The sequence below is a fragment of the Pseudomonas canadensis genome, assembly GCF_030980095.1.
Classification (GTDB): Bacteria; Pseudomonadota; Gammaproteobacteria; order Pseudomonadales; family Pseudomonadaceae; genus Aquipseudomonas; species Aquipseudomonas canadensis.
This window is the reverse complement of record NZ_CP133298.1, coordinates 4,542,148-4,558,681: the sequence shown is the minus strand read 5'-3', so window position 1 is coordinate 4,558,681 and position 16,534 is coordinate 4,542,148. Positions and strand designations below refer to the sequence as shown.

Genomic DNA, 16,534 nt, shown 5'->3' with positions numbered 1-16,534 from the left:
TCAATAAAACGACCGTGCGGCCTTCAACGTCAACAGGCCATCGCATTGCGAGTTGTGTCCGGAATAGGCCGAGCAATCCCCGCCGCTGAGGCTGGAATCGCTGTAGATCAGGTTCAAGTCCACGCCCATCCACTGTCGGGAGAATTGCACCGACCAATCGCTGAAGGTCCGAATGGAGCCGCCGTCCACCGCGACCGGGGTGCCCAACTGATGAGTGGTGTATTTCATGCTGACGCCGATGCCGAACGGCTGGGTGCCGCCGAGGTCGGCAAACAGGGTGCTGTCCTGGCGGTCCGGGTCGTTGCTGAAGGAGGCGCCGAAGCGATTGCCCAGCAGGTTCAGGCCGCCGTAGAACTCCTGGCTGTCGAGGGGGCTGAGCGTGGGGTAGCTATAGTGAATCAGGCCCACCTCGTAGCCCAACGTCTGGTCGAAGGGGTGCTTGAAGCCCATGTAGGAATCGACTTCGAGGTTGCTGGACGAAGACAGGCCCATGTTCGGTGAAAACTGGCCGAAGTACAGGCCGCTGTCGTGGCTCAGGTCCAGCCCGCCATGGAATGAATCGCTGCCGGGAGACGTTGGCTTGACCAGGCCCTGGGCCATGCTGCGGCTGGGCGTCGTGCCCAATTTCAAGTCGAAGTCACCCAATTCACGCTGGAAGATCTGGGCTTCGGCGAGAGGGCTGGCAATCAGGGCGCCGACCAGGAATATGCAGGGTTTGAACATGCTTCACTCCATGAAAAGCGAGGAGCAGTAACGGAGAAAATCGGGCAGATGCCCGTGCTAGACGTGTGCAAGCATACCGGCGAATGCCAGGCGGTGAGGCCCGTTCGTCGATTAGCGCGATGATGAAGGTCAGCAGAGGGTATTTCGGGCTCTAGTCCTAGCGCCTTGATGGCAAGACGCTTAGGGACCAGGTGTGTTGCGCGGTATTACTTCTTACCCAGGCTGATCTGCTTGGATGGGCCGAAAGTCTGGCCGCTCACGCCCTTGGCAATCTGCTGGATTTCGCCGCCGGACTTGAGGAATGCAGCAATCTGGCTGTTGATCGATTCGCTGGTTTCAACGGCGGGAGCTGGCTTTGCTTTGCTGTTGGATGCTTTTACGCGCATGGCGGCCACTAACCTGTAGAAAATTAACTTGGCCAGGCATCGTACAGGAAATACTTGACAATTGCTTGGCAAATATCCCCTGGGAATAAGTGACGCGATGGGAAATAGCCGAAGTTCATCGTTGAGATAATCCCCTAACTTACTGTTTTAGCTCGAAACCATGGAGCTATCCATCACCGACTGCGCGGAAAAAATGGGTCGATTGATCAGACGAGCGGGGCGGAGCCATGGCAACCCGCGATTTTTCAGGCGCGCGCGCGTGGCGGGCACAACTCGGGTAGAATGCCGCCCACGTAATGAGGGTATTGAAAATGGCTTTGGTCGGGCGCTACAACAGCTTGCAAGTGGTTAAACACACTAACTTTGGTTTGTACCTGGACGGTGCGCAAGATGGCGAAATCCTCTTGCCTAATCGGTATATCCCCAAAGATATTCCTAGTGAAGATGAAGACTGGCTTAACGTTTTCATTTATCTGGACAGCGATGACAAACTTATCGCCACGACTGAAAAGCCCAAAGTTCAAGTGGGTGAATTCGCCAGTTTGAAAGTGGTGGAAGTCAACAGCATTGGCGTGTTCCTCGACTGGGGTTTGCCCAAGGACCTGTTGCTGCCGTATTCGGAAGAAAAGCGCCAGTTGACCGCAGGCGAATACTGCGTGGTGCATGTCTACCTCGACAAACACACCAAGCGCATCACCGCCACTGCACGCCTGGATCGCTACCTGGACAAGACCCCTGCCAACTACCAGGTGGGCCAGGAGGTCGACCTGCTGGTGGCCGAAGCCACTGACATGGGCTTTAAGGCGATCATCAACAACAAGCACTGGGGCCTGATCCACAAGAACGAAGTGTTCAAGTTCCTGCGCCCAGGGAAAGAAGAGAAGGGCTTTATCAAAGAGATCCGCGCCGATGGCAACATCAGCCTGAGCCTGCAGCCGGTCGGCCAGGAAGCGGCCTCCAGCCTCAACTCGAAGATCCTCGCCAAGTTGCGTGAAAACAACGGCAGCTTGCCGGTCAGCGACAAGAGTGATCCGGCGGTGATCAGCAACTTGTTCGGCGTGAGCAAGGGCAACTTCAAGAAGGCCATTGGTGCGTTGTACAAGCAGGGCGAGATTGTGATTCACGCGGATCGCATTGAACTAAGCTGACCACGCTTTGCTCTTCTGTAGACGCTCGTCGGCGTCTACAGAGGCTGCACCAATGACCAAAAAATCGCTGCTCGCCTACCTCGGCACGTTGCTCGCCTTCCTAGTGCTGGACGGTCTCTGGCTCGGTGTCCTCATGGGCCCCACCTACAAATCCTTGCTGGGTCCACTGATGCTGGACCAGCCCCGTCTGTTGCCCGCCACATTCTTCTATCTCCTTTACGTGCTCGGTTGCGTGGTGTTAGTGGTCTTGCCCAGCGCAAGCTGGCAACGCGCAGCACGCCTGGGTGCCTTATTGGGCCTGGTCGCCTACGGCACCTATGACTTGAGCAACTGGGCCACGCTGAAAGCATGGTCTGCGCAGTTGGCGGTCATGGACATGGCGTGGGGCACCTTCTTGACCGCAGCCTGCTGCACGGTGGGCTATCTGTGTGCACATCGAGTGCAGCGCTGATTGTGTACAGGATTGTTGTGCACCGTTGCTGAGCGTAGGCCCTGTGTCCTCGCCTGCTCCCCTCCCTTTGGAACACCGTTCCAGAGGGATTGCGTTCAATTGGCACGCATTCTGCTGAACACCTCGTATACAAACCATGCCGCCTCCCGTATGCATCCCCGTGACGGAAGCGCAGGCCGGTATTTCGAGGAGCCCCGCGATGACCGAACAATTGCCCAAAGGCTACAGCCCGCGCCTGTACAACCAGGACCTGGGCCCGCTGCCGCAAAAGTGGAACTGGTACAACATCTTCGCTTTCTGGATGAGCGACGTGCACAGCGTCGGCGGTTATGTGTTTGCCGCCAGCCTGTTCGCCTTGGGCTTGGCCAGTTGGCAAGTACTCATCGCCTTGCTCGCCGGTATCTGCATTGTGCAACTGATCGCCAACCTGGTGGCCAAGCCGAGTCAGCAAGCCGCTGTGCCTTATCCCGTGATCTGTCGCCTGGCGTTTGGTGTGTTCGGCGCGAATATTCCTGCGGTGATTCGCGGCTTGATCGCCGTGGCCTGGTACGGGATTCAGACGTACCTGGCGTCGAGCGCCTTGATCATCGTGGTACTGCGTTTCTTCCCACAGATGGCGGTGTACGCGGAGCCGCATTTTGCGGGCTTGTCTTACCTTGGCTGGTTTGGTTTCCTCAGCCTGTGGCTGTTGCAAGCGGCGGTGTTCTGGGCCGGCATGGAGTCCATCCGCCGTTTTATCGATTGGGCCGGGCCGGTGGTCTATGCGGTGATGTTCGCCCTGGCGGGTTGGATCGTGTGGAAGGCGGGCTGGTCGAACATCAGCTTCACCCTGGCGGAAAAATCCCTGTCGGGCTGGCAGGCATTCGGTCAGGTGATCGTGGCGACGGCGTTGGTGGTGTCGTACTTCTCCGGGCCGACCCTGAACTTCGGCGACTTCAGCCGCTACTGCCGCAGCATGCAGGACGTACGGCGCGGCAACTTCTGGGGGCTGCCGGTGAATTTCCTGGCATTTTCCCTGGTCACTGTGGTGATAGTCTCGGGCACCTTGCCGGTGTTTGGCGAAATGCTGCATGACCCGATCGCCACGGTTTCGCGCATCGATAACAGCATGGCGGTGTTGCTGGGCGCCTTTGCTTTTGTCACCGCAACCATCGGCATCAATATCGTCGCCAACTTCGTGTCCCCAGCCTTTGACTTCGCCAACGTCGCGCCGAGCAAAATCAGCTGGCGCGCGGGCGGGATGATCGCCGCCGTGGCGTCGATCTTCATCACACCGTGGAACCTGTTCAATAACCCGCTGATGATCCACTACACCCTGGATATTCTCGCGGCCTTCATTGGGCCACTGTTCGGCATTCTGCTGGTGGATTTCTACCTGATCAAAAAACAGCAGATCGATGTGGACGCGTTGTTCGATGACAGCCCCAGCGGGCGCTACTACTTCGACGGCGGCGTGAACTGGACGGCGGTCAAGGCGCTGGTGCCCGCGACGCTGGTGGGCGTCGCGATCACCTTTATCCCGGCGTTGCAGGGCATGGCCAACTTCGCCTGGTTTACCGGCTGCTTCCTGGGTGGGCTGTTTTTCCTGGTGTTGGCGCGGCGTGAACAGGTGCGCGTGCCTGCGCCGCTGGTTGCCGGCTGACCAGAATCGAGCCCGCCACCAGTAATCCTGCGCCGGCGACTACCAGTGCCGGTTGCAGCCCGCCACTCAGATGGCTGCTGACCGAGGCCAGTAACGGGCCGCTCAATTGGCCGATGGCGAAGCTGGCGGTCAGCAGTCCGGTGCTGCGCTGATAGCCGTGGGGGGCAACGTCCCGCAGGCGGGCCATCACCAACTGCATGCAAGCCAGGAACGGTCCGCCGCACAGCAACACCCCCAGTGCCAGGCCCCAGCCATTGCCCAGCAAGCAGGCAAACACCCCGGCCGCTTGCAGCCACAATGTAGTCATCAGCCAGCGGCGAGTGGTGTCTGGGTCCTTGCGGCGCAGGGTCGCCACCACCACGCCAATCGCGGCGGCCAAGCCAAAGCACGGCCAGAACAGATCGGCTTGCCAGGCACCCTTGAATTGCGCGCTGGCCATCTGCGACAGGAACGTCGCCGGAATGATGTAGCCAAGACCATACAGCACATAGATCCAGCACAAGTGCGCGATGCTGCCGTTGCTGCCACCATCGGTCTGGCCGACAACGGGCGTGCCGCTGGCGGAGGGCTTCGGCAGGAAAGGCAAGATGGCCAGCAACATCACCAGCGCCACCCCGCCATACACCAGCCACAATGTGCCCGAATTTTGCCCCATCAGGTTCGAGCCCAACGCCAGTAAGCCAGTCAACAAAATCCCCAGCCCCGGTCCGGCAAAGACCAAGGCACCCAGGCGCGCACGCCCGGCGGCAATCGCCAGCGGCTGGCTCAGGCTGGTGATCATCACCAGGGCCCAGGCACTCGCGACACCGGTGCCAAAGCGCAGCAACAGGTGCGGCCAGAACCCGTGGGCCCAGTACGACGCGAGCGTCAGCAGTACACACAACCACAACCCGCCATATAAGCGCCCACGGACATGGTGGTGGCTGCGTGCGAAGATCGAATCCACCGCGCCGACGAAGTAGCCCAGGTAGTTGGCGGCGGCGATCAGGCCGGCGCCGGTCAGGTCGATCTGCCCTTCACTGAGCAGATGGGGCATTTGGGGGGTGAGGGCGAAGCGGCCAATCCCCATCGCCATCATCAGGGCGACAAAGCTGGCGAGTAAGCGGACTAATGGAGACATGGTCAGTTTTCCTGCGGGTAAACGAATACCCTCAGGCTAAAGCGGATTGACTTTCTGTAAAAATGAATAATAGTGAGTAACTTGTTCAGTTTTGGAGAAAGGTATGGAGTTCAGTCAATTGCGCATTTTCCAGGCGGTGGCGGAAGAGGGCTCCATCACGCGCGCGGCGGACCGCTTGCATCGAGTGCCGTCGAACCTGTCGACACGCCTCAAGCAAATGGAGGAGCAGCTCGGTGTAGAGCTGTTTGTGCGCGAGCGTCAGCGCTTGCAGCTGTCTCCGGCCGGCAAGGTGTTGCTGGACTACAGCACCCGTCTGCTGGCCCTGCATGATGAAGCCCACGGCGCGGTGCAAGGCGGGCAACCGGCCGGCGATTTTGTGGTAGGCAGCATGTACAGCACGGCGGCGGTGCATTTGCCGAAGCTGCTGGCGGGCTATCACAAGGCTTACCCGATGGTGAATCTGCAGGTGCAATCGGCGCCCAGCGGTGAGTTGCTCGAAGGCCTGATTACTGGCCGTCTGGATGCGGCATTTGTGGACGGCCCCATTACCATCGCTTCCCTGGACGGTGTGCCGCTGTGTGAAGAGCGCCTGGTGCTTATTTGCGAGGCCGACCACCCGCCTGTGCGAGGGCCCCAGGATGTTGCGGGACGCTCGGTGTTCACCTTCCGTCGCAGTTGCGCCTATCGCACGCGCCTGGAAACCTGGTTTTCCCACGAGCGCGTGGCCATGGGGCGGGCAATTGAGATCGAGTCTTATCAGGGCATGCTGGCGTGCGTGATCGCTGGCTCCGGGGTGGCGTTGATGTCCGAATCCATGCTTGAGAGCCTGCCAGGCAAGGGCAGCGTGTCCGTTCATCCGCTGACAGGGCCTTTTGCCACTGCGACCACCTGGCTGATGTGGCGAAAGGGTATGCTCGGCGCTAACCTCAACGCATGGATCGACCTGCAGCAAGCCAGCAAGACTGCGGTCCCGCAAGACACCCGCGCCATAGCTTGAACGATCCGTCAGGATTTTGATGAATTCAGTAATAGTTCGTTGTGGTTTCGTTCAAGCATTACGTAGGACTTAGGGCTACTATCAGTGTAGGAAAGGGCGACAGAACTTGCGCCTACCAGCATTACCCTCAAAGGGGGCAACCATGAAAGAGAAAATTCAAAACTGGCTCCATGATCTGGGTGTTGCACTGGGCTTGATCGAGCCCCCACTGCAACCCGTGCCGATTCGCACCGATGACGAGCAACGTCGCCCACGTCGCAGGTAAGTCCTGGAAGCGCGCACGTGATTGAATCGCGCGGGCGCTGTTATCTCGGGTCGTTCTTCAGGGCGTGTTCGGTCCCTGTCATCAGGCTGTATTCGCCGTAAATTTCTTAGTGTCCGCAATTGCCTGACGAGGCATGCCTCATTGTCAGAACCTTCTTCTTATTTTGTCATCCGTGCCCTTTTCCAGGTTCGTCCTTCTATATTTTTGCCTTCACATGGATGAATGGGCATTGGAATGTCGAGCATTGATAGCGAAGGCATGTTGATTTCCGACAGAGTCGAACTCCGTCGGTTTCCAACGATCGAGCATGGGGATTTGCGTAGCGTGAGCGCTTTGGTAGTCCACCAGACGGACGCTTCGACGGCGCAACACACCTTTAATGCTTACGTTGCCAAGGGCAATGGAGCGCACTTTCTCATCGAGAAAAATGGCGTGATCTATCAGACGGCGAGCCTCAAAAAACGCTGTTACCACGTTGGGCGTTACCTGCGCTCCAAGTGCCTGGCAACGGATAAGGCGACGTGCGATACCGCTCAAATCCAACCTATCCAGGCACTCACTTGGACCTTGCAGATTCGAGCGCTGGACCGCTATGAGCGCACCAAGGACTACCCTGAGCGATACCCGATGAACGCGGACTCTTTGGGAATTGAACTGGTCGGCAAGCATCTGGATGCTGCCCGTTACGAGGACGTGACCGCTATACAGAATCAATCCCTGCGGTGGTTGGTGGCTGAGTTGTATGGCCATTTCCGCCTGACACCGGAGGACGTCTACACGCATCCGCAAATCTCCTACAAACATCCGGGTGAAGCCAGCAGCGCGGTGTGGCAATGAACCTGCGGCGAGGGTTGTTGGGCATGTGGGGGATACTCGCCGGGTGCGCGGCTTCCGCTCCAGATATCGACAACATCGCTATCTCGGGTTTTCACTCCGAAGAACCGGAGCGCTGTCGACCCAGCGACGTTACGTTGGATGAGCGACAAGTCGCGTCCTTCTTCAAGCGCGCTGAACCTATTGACGCACGCACGCTGCATGACGAGTACGACTGGGCACCTTGTTATCTTGAAGGCACACTAAAGTATCGCGGCAAAGTGTGTACTTGGCGGGTGAGGGCGGGGGCGACAGGGGAAATCGAATGCCCTATAACCGAGCAGTATTTTGGCTGTAAATCTTGCGCAGATTTGTTTGAAGAAGTCAGCCGGAATGCTGAGTAAAAAAACGGGCACGACATCCGACGTCGCGCCCGCTGAAGAAACCGCTCTAAACCTCTTTGTATCTTAAACCGCGTTGGCCGCCACACCCTCTGGCCGACGCGACAGCAAACTCACCACCACAAAACTCACCAGCCCAATCGCCAGGCTGTAATAGATCGGCGTGTTCGCATCCAAGCCATCCTTGATCATGAACACCAACGCCGTCACAAAGCCGAGGGTCATGGACGTAATGGCGCCCGAGGTGGTCGCGCGTTTCCAGAAGATCGCGCCGATCAGCGGGATCAACATACCGCCCACCAACAGGTTGTAGGCCAGGGTCAAGGCGCTGATCACATCGCTCACCACCAGTGCGATACCTAGCACGGCAATACCGGTCAGCATCGTGAACAGGCGGTTGATGGCCAGGCTCGACTGCTTGCCGCCACGCAGGCGCGGCAGCAGGTCTTCGGTCAGTACGGTGGAGGCGGCGAGCAAGCCGGCGCTGGCGGTGGACATCATCGCGGCCAGTGCCGCGGCAATCACCAGGCCGCGGATGCCGTCCGGCAGCGACACTTTCACAATAGCGGCAAACGCATTGTTGACGTTATCCAGGTCCGGGATCAGCACATGCGCGGCCATGCCGATCAATGCACAGGCCAGGCCGTAGAGGATGCAGTAGAAACCGGCGAAAGTGCCTGCGTACTTGGCGACCTTTTCGTCACGGGCGGTGAACACCCGTTGCCAGATGTCCTGGCCGATCAGGATGCCGAAGAAGTAGATCATGAAGTAGGTGATGATCGTGTCCCAACCGATCGCGGTGAAGCTGAAGCTCGATGCGGGCAGCTTGGCCACCAGTTCGTCCCAGCCGCCGACGCGGTACAGGCAGATCGGCAGCAGGATGAACATCAGGCCGACGGTCTTGATCACGAACTGCACGATGTCAGTGAGGGTCAGCGACCACATGCCGCCGATGGTGGAGTACACCACCACCACGCCACCGCCGAGCAGTACCGAGATCCAGAACGGCAGGCCGAACAGCACTTGCAGCACGGTGCCGATGGCGAGGATCGAGGTCACGCCGATCATCAGCGCGTAGGCCAGCATGATCACGGCGCTGGCCTGGCGGGCCATCGGGTTGTAGCGTTTTTCCAGCACCTGGGTCACGGTGAAGATCTTCAGTTTCAACAGTGGCTTGGCCAGGAACAGGTTCAGCGCGATGATGCCCATGCCCAGCGCGGCACACAGCCAGAAGCCGGAGATGCCATGCACGTAGCCCAGCCGCACGGTGCCGACGGTGGACGCACCGCCCAATACCGTGGCGGCCATGGTGCCCATGTACAACGACGGGCCCAGGTTGCGCCCGGCCACCAGGTAGTCTTCGTGGGTCTTGGCGCGGCGCATGCCGTAGTAGCCGAGCACGAGCATGCCGGCGGCGTAGATGAGTACGACGAATAAATCCAAAGCCATGACGGCGGTTCTCCGATTATCTTTTTTATGAGGATCAGGCGGCTTGTTGCAGCGCCGGTTTAACGCGCGCATCCGTGCGCTTGCTGCGAGAGTCGGCGGGCCCATAAACAGCCGCCGGTTCCGGGAACACCCGAAGCAAGGTCAGGTACACCACCGAGGCCAGCCCCAGCGTCACCGGCAGGCTGATATCAATGCCGTCCGCCAGATTGCCCAGCGGCCCGACAAACTGCCCCGGCAGGTTGACGAAGCACAGGCCCACCAGCGCACTCGGGATCCAGGCCCCCAGCCCGCGCCAGTTCCAGCCATGGCTGAACCAGTAGCGGCCGCCGGTTTCACCGCGCGTGAACACCTGCAGGTCATCCGGGCAATAGAAGCCGCGACGCACGATCAGGCCGATGATCATCATCACCATCCACGGCGTGGTGCAGGTGATGATCAGCACGGCGAAGGTCGACACGCTTTGCACGAGGTTGGCGGCGAAACGTCCGATAAAGATGAAGGCAATCGACATCACCCCGATCAGCAACGTGGCCTTGACCCGCGACAGCAGGCGTGGAAACACGCTGGACATGTCCAACCCGGTGCCATACAGCGAAGTAGTGCCGGTAGACATACCGCCGATCACGGCGATCAGGCACACCGGCAGAAAGAACCAGCTCGGTGCCACCGCCAGCAAACCGCCGACATAGTTGTTGGCTGCGATGTAGTCCGGTGCCTTGATCGCCACGATGGTCGCGGTGGCCAAGCCGAACAGGAAGGGGATCAAGGTCGCGATTTGCGCCAGGATCACCGCCAGCATGATGCGTATTTTCGGCGTCTCACGCGGGATGTAGCGCGACCAGTCACCCAAGAACGCGCCGAAGGAAATCGGGTTGCTCATGGCGACCAATGCAGCGCCGATGAACGCCGCCCAGAAGCCGGTCTGACCCAGGGCGACAGTGCCGGCGAAGTGGCTGTCGAAGGCCGGCGCGAACGCGAAGATCCCCAGCAGGAACAGCAGGCTCGCGGCCCACACCGCAATGCGATTGACCCACAGCATGAAGCGAAAACCGTAGATGCACACGGTGAGCACCAGGATCGCGAACACGCCGTAGGCCAGGCCCAGGCTCAGGTCGGTTTCCGGCAAGCCAATCAGACGTTTCGCACCGCCCACCAGCGCGTCGCCTGAACTCCACACCGACAGTGAGAAGAAGGCAATCGCCGTCAGCAGCGAGAGAAACGAGCCGACAATCCGCCCGTGCACGCCAAAGTGCGCACCTGAAGACACGGCGTTGTTGGTGCCATTGATCGGCCCGAACAGGCCCATGGGCGCCAGGATCAGCGCACCCACCAGCACGCCCAGCACAATCGCCCAGACACCCGCCTGGAACGACAAACCGAACAGTACGGGGAAAGAACCCAGCACGGCGGTGGCAAAGGTATTGGCACCGCCGAAGATCAGTCGGAACAGATCCTTGGGGCCGGCGGTACGTTCGTGGTCCGGGATCTGTTCGACCCCGTTGGTTTCTATCTTGCGAATACTTTTATCGTTGTTTTTATTATTCATGATCTGCTCCGATCACATTGGCTAAGGGGGCGGCAGCCCTTCCGGCATAGCGGACAAATGTTCGTGACAGGCCAGCCACAGGCCTTCTTGTTGTTCTGCGCCAAGCCCTTGCTGTTTGAAGACAATGGTCTCGCGTTCCTGGCTTTTGAATTGCTCCCCGTTCATGCGCAGCTCGGTGGCCACGTCATGCATGAAAATCGCCACGTCACCTTGCAGGCTGACAAAGGCGTTGCTCGAGGTGCAGGACAGCACCTCGAATCCCTCATCCCGGCGCCAGCTGTCCCACAACGCCTGGTAGGCGTCGCGACTGAGCAGCGGTTGGGGCAGGGTGTAGAACACGAAGCTGGCGTCCGCCGTGAACGCGCCGAAGTAGGCGGCGCGGTCATTGCGGGCGAAGGCCGCCACCAGGTCGGCGGCGGCTTGCAGTACTTCGTGGGCGCTCATCAGCGATGTGCCACGCCAGGCAGCACGCAGAGCATCTCGTACAGCAAGTTGGCGCCCAATAGCGAGGTGTTGCCGGTGGTGTCGTAAGGCGGCGAAACTTCTACCAGGTCGCAACCAATCAGGTCGAGGCCCTGGCAGCCACGGATGATTTCGATCGCCTGGATGGTGGTCAGCCCTCCGATTTCCGGAGTGCCGGTGCCCGGAGCCCAGGCGGGGTCGATGCCGTCGATGTCAAAGCTCAGGTACACCGGGCCGCCGCCGACTTTTTCACGCACTTCGGCCATCAACGGCGCGAGGGAGTGGTGCCAGCATTCTTCTGCCTGAACCACACGGAAGCCCTGTTTACGGCTCCAGTTGAAGTCTTCGGCGGTGTAGCCCTGGGCGCGCAGGCCGATCTGTACCACACGGTCGCAATCGAGCAAACCTTCTTCTACCGCGCGGCGGAAGGTGGTGCCGTGGGCGATTTTCTCGCCGAACATATGGTCGTTGACGTCGGCGTGGGCATCGATGTGCACCAGCCCGACCTTGCCGTGTTTCTTGTGGATCGCCCGCAGGATCGGCAGCGTGATGGTGTGGTCGCCGCCCAGGGTCAGCGGGATCACGTCGTGTTCGAGAATCTCGTCGTAGGCTTCTTCGATGATGCGCACGGCGTCGAGCAGGTTGAAGGTGTTGATCGCCACGTCGCCGATGTCGGCCACCGACAGCGAGTCGAACGGCGCGGCGCCGGTGGCCATGTTGTAAGGGCGGATCATCACGGATTCGGCGCGGATTTCACGCGGCCCGAAGCGGGTGCCGGCGCGCAGCGAGGTGCCGATGTCCAGGGGCACGCCGACAAAGGCGGCGTCCAGGCCCTTGGCCGTTTGCAGGTGGGGAAGACGCATCATGGTGGCGATGCCGGCGAAGCGCGGCATTTCGTTGCCGCCCAGTGGTTGGTGGAAAATCTTGTCCACGGGAGTGCCTCATCGTTGTTTTGTTTGTTAGGGGCCGATTCTGCGAAATACATGGAAACGAAAGAATCGGCAGGGGCAAATACTTAGTTCAGATTTTTCTAAACTATTGCCTGAGGTAAACTGGTCCCAACCTTTGTAGGAGCGAGCTTGCTCGCGAAAACCGTCAACGATGACGCAGCGCATCTGGTTCTACACGGCGCTCTCAGGTTTTTCGCGAGCAAGCTCGCTCCTACAATTACCGCGTTTTTGGAGGCCTCATGGCCAACGCCTTGCCCGACCTGAAACTCCTGCGCATCTTCGTCAGCGTCGTGCGGCATCAGGGGTTTGCCAATGCCCAGCACGAACTCAACCTGTCCACATCGGCCATCAGCACGTACATGAGCCAGCTGGAAGCGGCGTTGGGCCTGGTGCTGTGTCATCGCGGGCGTGGCGGGTTCAGCCTCACCAGCAAAGGCGAATTGTTTCATCAAGAGACCTTGCGTCTGCTGGGCGAGCTGGAAGGTTTCGAGCAATACGCCGCCGCGTTGAAGGGCGAGTTGCGCGGCACGCTGAAACTGGGTGTGCTGGACTCCACGGTCAGCGACAAAGCGTTGCCCTTCGCCGAAGTGATCGGCGCCTACAGCCTGGAACACCCGGCGGTGCACTTGCATCTGTCGGTGATGAGCCCTTATGAGCTGCAACTGGGCGTGCAGGACAACCGCCTGGACTTGGCCATCGGCGCGTTTTCCAACCGCATGAGCGGGCTGATCTACATGCCGTTGTACCGCGAGCAGCACTGGCTGTATTGCAGCACGCGGCATCCTTTATTCAATGAACGGCGCATTCCCGAGCAGGTGATCACGCAGCAACGGATGGTCGGTCGCGGCTATTGGAGCCAGGCCGAGTTGGCACGCCACGGCTTCAAGCACAGCGCAGCCACCGTGGAGAGTATGGAGGCGCAGCTGATCCTGGTGCTGTCCGGCGCCTACATCGGCTACCTGCCCGAGCACTATGCCCAGGCCTGGGCCGATAAGGGCGACCTGCGTGTGTTGCTGCCGGCGACCTTCGGCTATCAGGCGCCGTTCTCGATGATCATGCGTCGAGGCCGCAGCCGCGAACCGCTGATCCAGACCTTCCGCGACTTACTCAAAGCCCAGCTAAACCAGGCCTGATAAACCATGTCCAGACCCCAATGTTCCCGTTGCCTCAGGCCTGTCGCCCACTGTCTGTGCGCGTTGATCCCCAATCTCGACAGTCGCACGCGGGTGTTGCTGTTGCAGCACCCGAGCGAGGTCAACCATGCGTTGAATACCGCACGGCTGGCGGCTTTGGGTTTGAACAACGCGCAGTTGGTAGTAGGGGAGGTGTTTGAAGACTTGCCGACGTTGTTGAACGTGCCCGGCTACCAGGCTCGGTTGCTGTTTCCGGCTGACGACGCCCAGCCATTAAAGGTGTACGCGCCCGAAGATCAGCCGCTGCTGCTGGTGGTTCCCGACGGCACTTGGCGCAAGGCGCGCAAGCTTTTGCACCTCAACCCGCTATTGGCGGCGTTGCCAAGGGTCGCGTTGGCCGACAGTGCGGTGTCCCGTTATAGGTTGCGCAAGGCCCCCGGCCCCGGTGCGCTGTCGACAGTGGAGGCGATTGTGCAGGCGCTGGAGGTCCTGGAATCGCCAGCTTCGTTTGCACCCTTGCTCAAACCCTTCGATGCGTTGATCGACGGCCAGATTGCGGCGATGGGGCCTGACGTGTTCCAGCGCAACCATGGACAGCGGTGACCATTCGGTGGCTTATTCCTTTTAGCCATAAGGTCCGCACTTTGCGTGATATGGCCCGCCGGCCTTTCCCGGTATGATGTTCGCCCCCGCAGTCTGGATTGCGAATACGCCATGACCTTGCAGTACCCTACAATCGCCGATTGCGTCGGCAACACGCCCCTGGTCCGCTTGCAACGCATGGCGGGTGAAACCAGCAATACCCTGTTGCTCAAGCTCGAAGGGAACAACCCGGCCGGTTCCGTAAAGGACCGCCCGGCGCTGTCGATGATCACCCGCGCCGAGCTGCGCGGGCAGATCAAGCCCGGCGACACCCTGATCGAAGCCACTTCGGGTAACACCGGGATCGCCTTGGCCATGGCCGCCGCGATCAAGGGCTACAAGATGATCCTGATCATGCCCGACAACGGCAGCGCCGAACGCAAGGCGGCGATGACCGCCTACGGCGCCCAGCTCATCCTGGTGACCCAGGAAGAGGGCATGGAAGGCGCACGGGACCTGGCCGAGCGCATGGCCGCCGAAGGCCGTGGCCTGGTGCTGGATCAGTTCGCCAACGGTGACAACCCGGAGGCGCACTACACCACCACCGGCCCGGAAATCTGGCGCCAGACCCAGGGTACGATCACCCATTTCGTCAGCTCCATGGGCACCACCGGCACCATCATGGGCAACTCCCGCTACCTGAAGGAGCAGAACCCGGCGATCCAGATCGTCGGCCTGCAACCGATGGAAGGCTCGGCCATTCCCGGTATCCGCCGCTGGCCCGAAGAGTATCTGCCGAAGATTTACAATTCGACTCGCGTGGACCGCATCATCGACATGGCTCAGCGTGAAGCCGAAGACACCACCCGCCGCCTGGCCCGTGAAGAAGGTATTTTCTGCGGCGTGTCGTCCGGGGGCGCGGTGGCCGGCATGTTGCGCTTGTCCCAGGAAGTGGAGAACGCGGTGATCGTCGCGATCATCTGTGACCGAGGCGACCGCTACCTGTCGACCGGCATCTTCGACGAACCCAACTGATGGCCAAGCACGAGAGAGGCCTGCGCTTCCAACCGACGGGCGGCAGCCGGGCCCCGCAAATCCCTGTGGGCAAGAAACAACGCCTGACCATCGAGCGCCTGGCCAATGACGGCAGGGGCATTGTGTTCTTTGAAGGCCGCACCTGGTTCGTGAATGGCGCGCTGGCCGGCGAAGAAGTTGAAGCGCGAGTGTTGGGGGCTCACGGCAAGATCGTCGAGGCGCGCACCGAGCGCGTGTTCAAGGCCAGCGAACTGCGCCGCCCGGCGCCGTGTGCCCATGTTGGCCGCTGCGGCGGTTGCAGCGTGCAGCATTTGCCCCACGGCGAACAACTTGCCCTGAAACAGCGCATGCTCGCCGAGCAACTGTCCCGTGTGGCCGGTGTCGAACCGCAAGAGTGGGCCGCACCGTTGAGTGGGACGGAGTTCGGCTACCGTCGCCGAGCCCGCGTCGCCGTGCGCTGGGATGCCAAGGCGAAACAGCTGGAAGTAGGTTTTCGCGCCGTGGCCAGCCAGGACATCGTCGCCATCGACGATTGCCCCGTGCTGGTACAGGCCTTGCAACCGATCATGCAGCGCCTGCCGAATATGTTGCGGCGCTTGAGCAAACCGCAGGCCTTGGGGCATGTGGAGTTGTTCAGCGGTACGTCGATCGCCGTGTTGCTGCGGCACATGGCGCCGTTATCGGAAGCGGATCTGCAGGTGTTGAAGGAATTCTGCGCCTTCCATGAAGCCCAATTGTGGCTGCATGGCGAGGGTCAACCTGAGCCGGTCGAAGTCGATTCAGTCTTGGGTTTTCGATTGGAACAGTGGGGGCTGGAGCTGGCATACCGACCTGGCGATTTTGTGCAGGTCAACGCCGGCGTCAACGAGGCTATGGTCGCCCAGGCCCTGGATTGGCTGGCGCCACAACCCGACGAACGGGTGCTGGACCTGTTTTGCGGCCTGGGCAACTTTGCCCTGCCACTGGCGCGCCAAGTGCGTGAAGTGGTGGCGGTGGAAGGCGTGCAGACCATGGTGGACCGCGCGGCCGTCAACGCTGTCAGCAACGATTTGCATAATGCGCAGTTTTTTCAGGCCGATTTGTCCCAGCCTTTGACTGACGCGGAATGGGCCAAACAGGGCTTTTCTGCGGTACTCTTGGACCCACCCCGTGATGGTGCCCTGGAGGTTGTGCGCAAGCTCGCGACCCTGGGAGCCAAGCGTCTGGTGTATGTGTCCTGCAACCCGGCCACGCTGGCGCGGGATACAGTTGAGTTGGTCAAGCAAGGCTACCGGCTAAAACGTGCCGGGATCCTCGACATGTTTCCGCAAACCGCGCATGTCGAGGCGATGGCGTTATTTGAAGCGGGCTAGGATGCCCGTTTAATCCGACCGGCCTGTCGTCTCCAGGGCCTGTGATCTGCCAGGGAGCAGTAGAAGGTCGGCGATGAAT

The 16,534-nt window shown here is 60.3% G+C and carries 17 protein-coding genes and 1 pseudogene; 11 read left to right on the top strand and 7 right to left on the bottom strand.

Annotated elements, in window-relative coordinates:
* Both RB216_RS21075 and RB216_RS21070 read right to left on the bottom strand, forming a co-directional pair.
* Complete coding sequence (locus tag RB216_RS21075; RefSeq protein ID WP_028617392.1) at positions 1-723, bottom strand: TorF family putative porin; 723 nt, start codon at positions 721-723, stop codon at positions 1-3.
* A gap of 206 nt (positions 724-929) precedes the next feature.
* Complete coding sequence (locus tag RB216_RS21070) at positions 930-1,109, bottom strand: PFL_1563 family small protein (protein ID WP_003193095.1); 180 nt, start codon at positions 1,107-1,109, stop codon at positions 930-932.
* A gap of 311 nt (positions 1,110-1,420) precedes the next feature.
* On the opposite strand from RB216_RS21070, the gene RB216_RS21065 reads away from it, so the two are divergent.
* The 3 genes from RB216_RS21065 to RB216_RS21055 all read left to right on the top strand — a co-directional run bounded on the left by RB216_RS21065 (position 1,421) and on the right by RB216_RS21055 (position 4,350).
* On the top strand, positions 1,421-2,257 hold the full coding sequence (locus RB216_RS21065) for a CvfB family protein (protein ID WP_308907831.1): 837 nt from the start codon (positions 1,421-1,423) through the stop codon (positions 2,255-2,257).
* A gap of 52 nt (positions 2,258-2,309) precedes the next feature.
* Entirely contained in the window at positions 2,310-2,708 is a 399-nt protein-coding gene (locus tag RB216_RS21060; RefSeq protein WP_028617390.1) for a DUF2177 family protein, read from the top strand.
* Positions 2,709-2,907: 199 nt separating this feature from the next.
* A complete protein-coding gene (locus tag RB216_RS21055) occupies positions 2,908-4,350 on the top strand; it encodes an NCS1 family nucleobase:cation symporter-1 (protein WP_308907829.1) in 1,443 nt (480 codons plus the stop codon).
* Here RB216_RS21055 and RB216_RS21050 read toward each other — a convergent pair.
* On the bottom strand, positions 4,262-5,470 hold the full coding sequence (locus tag RB216_RS21050; protein ID WP_308907828.1) for an MFS transporter: 1,209 nt from the start codon (positions 5,468-5,470) through the stop codon (positions 4,262-4,264). The two genes, RB216_RS21055 and RB216_RS21050, sit on opposite strands and share 89 nt — an antisense overlap.
* A 103-nt stretch (positions 5,471-5,573) precedes the next feature.
* On the opposite strand from RB216_RS21050, the gene ptrR reads away from it, so the two are divergent.
* From ptrR to RB216_RS21035, 3 genes are all read left to right on the top strand, one after another.
* Entirely contained in the window at positions 5,574-6,467 is an 894-nt protein-coding gene (ptrR, locus tag RB216_RS21045) for a putrescine utilization regulator PtrR (protein WP_028617387.1), read from the top strand.
* 142 nt (positions 6,468-6,609) lie between these two features.
* On the top strand, positions 6,610-6,732 hold the full coding sequence (locus RB216_RS21040) for a PA1414 family protein (RefSeq protein WP_003193089.1): 123 nt from the start codon (positions 6,610-6,612) through the stop codon (positions 6,730-6,732).
* A 234-nt stretch (positions 6,733-6,966) separates the two neighbouring features.
* Positions 6,967-7,569 carry a peptidoglycan recognition protein family protein gene (locus RB216_RS21035; RefSeq protein ID WP_028617386.1) on the top strand — a complete coding sequence of 201 codons (603 nt, stop codon included), beginning with the start codon at positions 6,967-6,969 and terminating at the stop codon, positions 7,567-7,569.
* 443 nt (positions 7,570-8,012) lie between these two features.
* Here RB216_RS21035 and RB216_RS21030 read toward each other — a convergent pair whose 3' ends face one another.
* The 4 genes from RB216_RS21030 to speB are packed head-to-tail and all read right to left on the bottom strand — an operon-like array spanning position 8,013 to position 12,335.
* Entirely contained in the window at positions 8,013-9,395 is a 1,383-nt protein-coding gene (locus tag RB216_RS21030) for a sodium:solute symporter family protein (protein WP_028617385.1), read from the bottom strand.
* Between the two features lie 34 nt (positions 9,396-9,429).
* The gene (locus RB216_RS21025) at positions 9,430-10,941 is read right to left on the bottom strand and encodes a purine-cytosine permease family protein (RefSeq protein ID WP_028617384.1); all 1,512 of its coding nucleotides are present in this window, start codon (positions 10,939-10,941) and stop codon (positions 9,430-9,432) included.
* Between the two features lie 21 nt (positions 10,942-10,962).
* Positions 10,963-11,385, bottom strand: a complete 423-nt coding sequence (locus RB216_RS21020; protein WP_308907827.1) for a YybH family protein — start codon at positions 11,383-11,385, stop codon at positions 10,963-10,965.
* Positions 11,385-12,335: an agmatinase gene (speB, locus tag RB216_RS21015; protein ID WP_065909690.1), complete on the bottom strand. Its 951-nt coding sequence runs from the start codon at positions 12,333-12,335 to the stop codon at positions 11,385-11,387. The genes RB216_RS21020 and speB overlap by 1 nt, the downstream gene beginning before the upstream one ends.
* A 147-nt stretch (positions 12,336-12,482) precedes the next feature.
* On the opposite strand from speB, the pseudogene RB216_RS21010 reads away from it, so the two are divergent.
* From RB216_RS21010 to rlmD, 5 genes and pseudogenes are all read left to right on the top strand, one after another.
* Positions 12,483-12,584, top strand: a pseudogene (locus RB216_RS21010) (outer membrane lipoprotein carrier protein LolA); the annotation flags it as partial.
* Between the two features lie 8 nt (positions 12,585-12,592).
* Positions 12,593-13,486, top strand: coding sequence for a LysR family transcriptional regulator (locus RB216_RS21005; protein ID WP_028617381.1), 894 nt, complete (start codon positions 12,593-12,595; stop codon positions 13,484-13,486).
* A gap of 6 nt (positions 13,487-13,492) precedes the next feature.
* Positions 13,493-14,089 (top strand): tRNA-uridine aminocarboxypropyltransferase, encoded by a 597-nt coding sequence (locus RB216_RS21000; RefSeq protein WP_028617380.1) that lies wholly within the window; start codon positions 13,493-13,495, stop codon positions 14,087-14,089.
* Between the two features lie 111 nt (positions 14,090-14,200).
* On the top strand, positions 14,201-15,103 hold the full coding sequence (cysM, locus tag RB216_RS20995) for a cysteine synthase CysM (RefSeq protein ID WP_028617379.1): 903 nt from the start codon (positions 14,201-14,203) through the stop codon (positions 15,101-15,103).
* Positions 15,103-16,455 (top strand): 23S rRNA (uracil(1939)-C(5))-methyltransferase RlmD, encoded by a 1,353-nt coding sequence (gene rlmD / locus RB216_RS20990; protein WP_308907826.1) that lies wholly within the window; start codon positions 15,103-15,105, stop codon positions 16,453-16,455. Before cysM ends, rlmD begins: the two co-directional genes overlap by 1 nt.
* Positions 16,456-16,534: the final 79 nt, after the last annotated feature.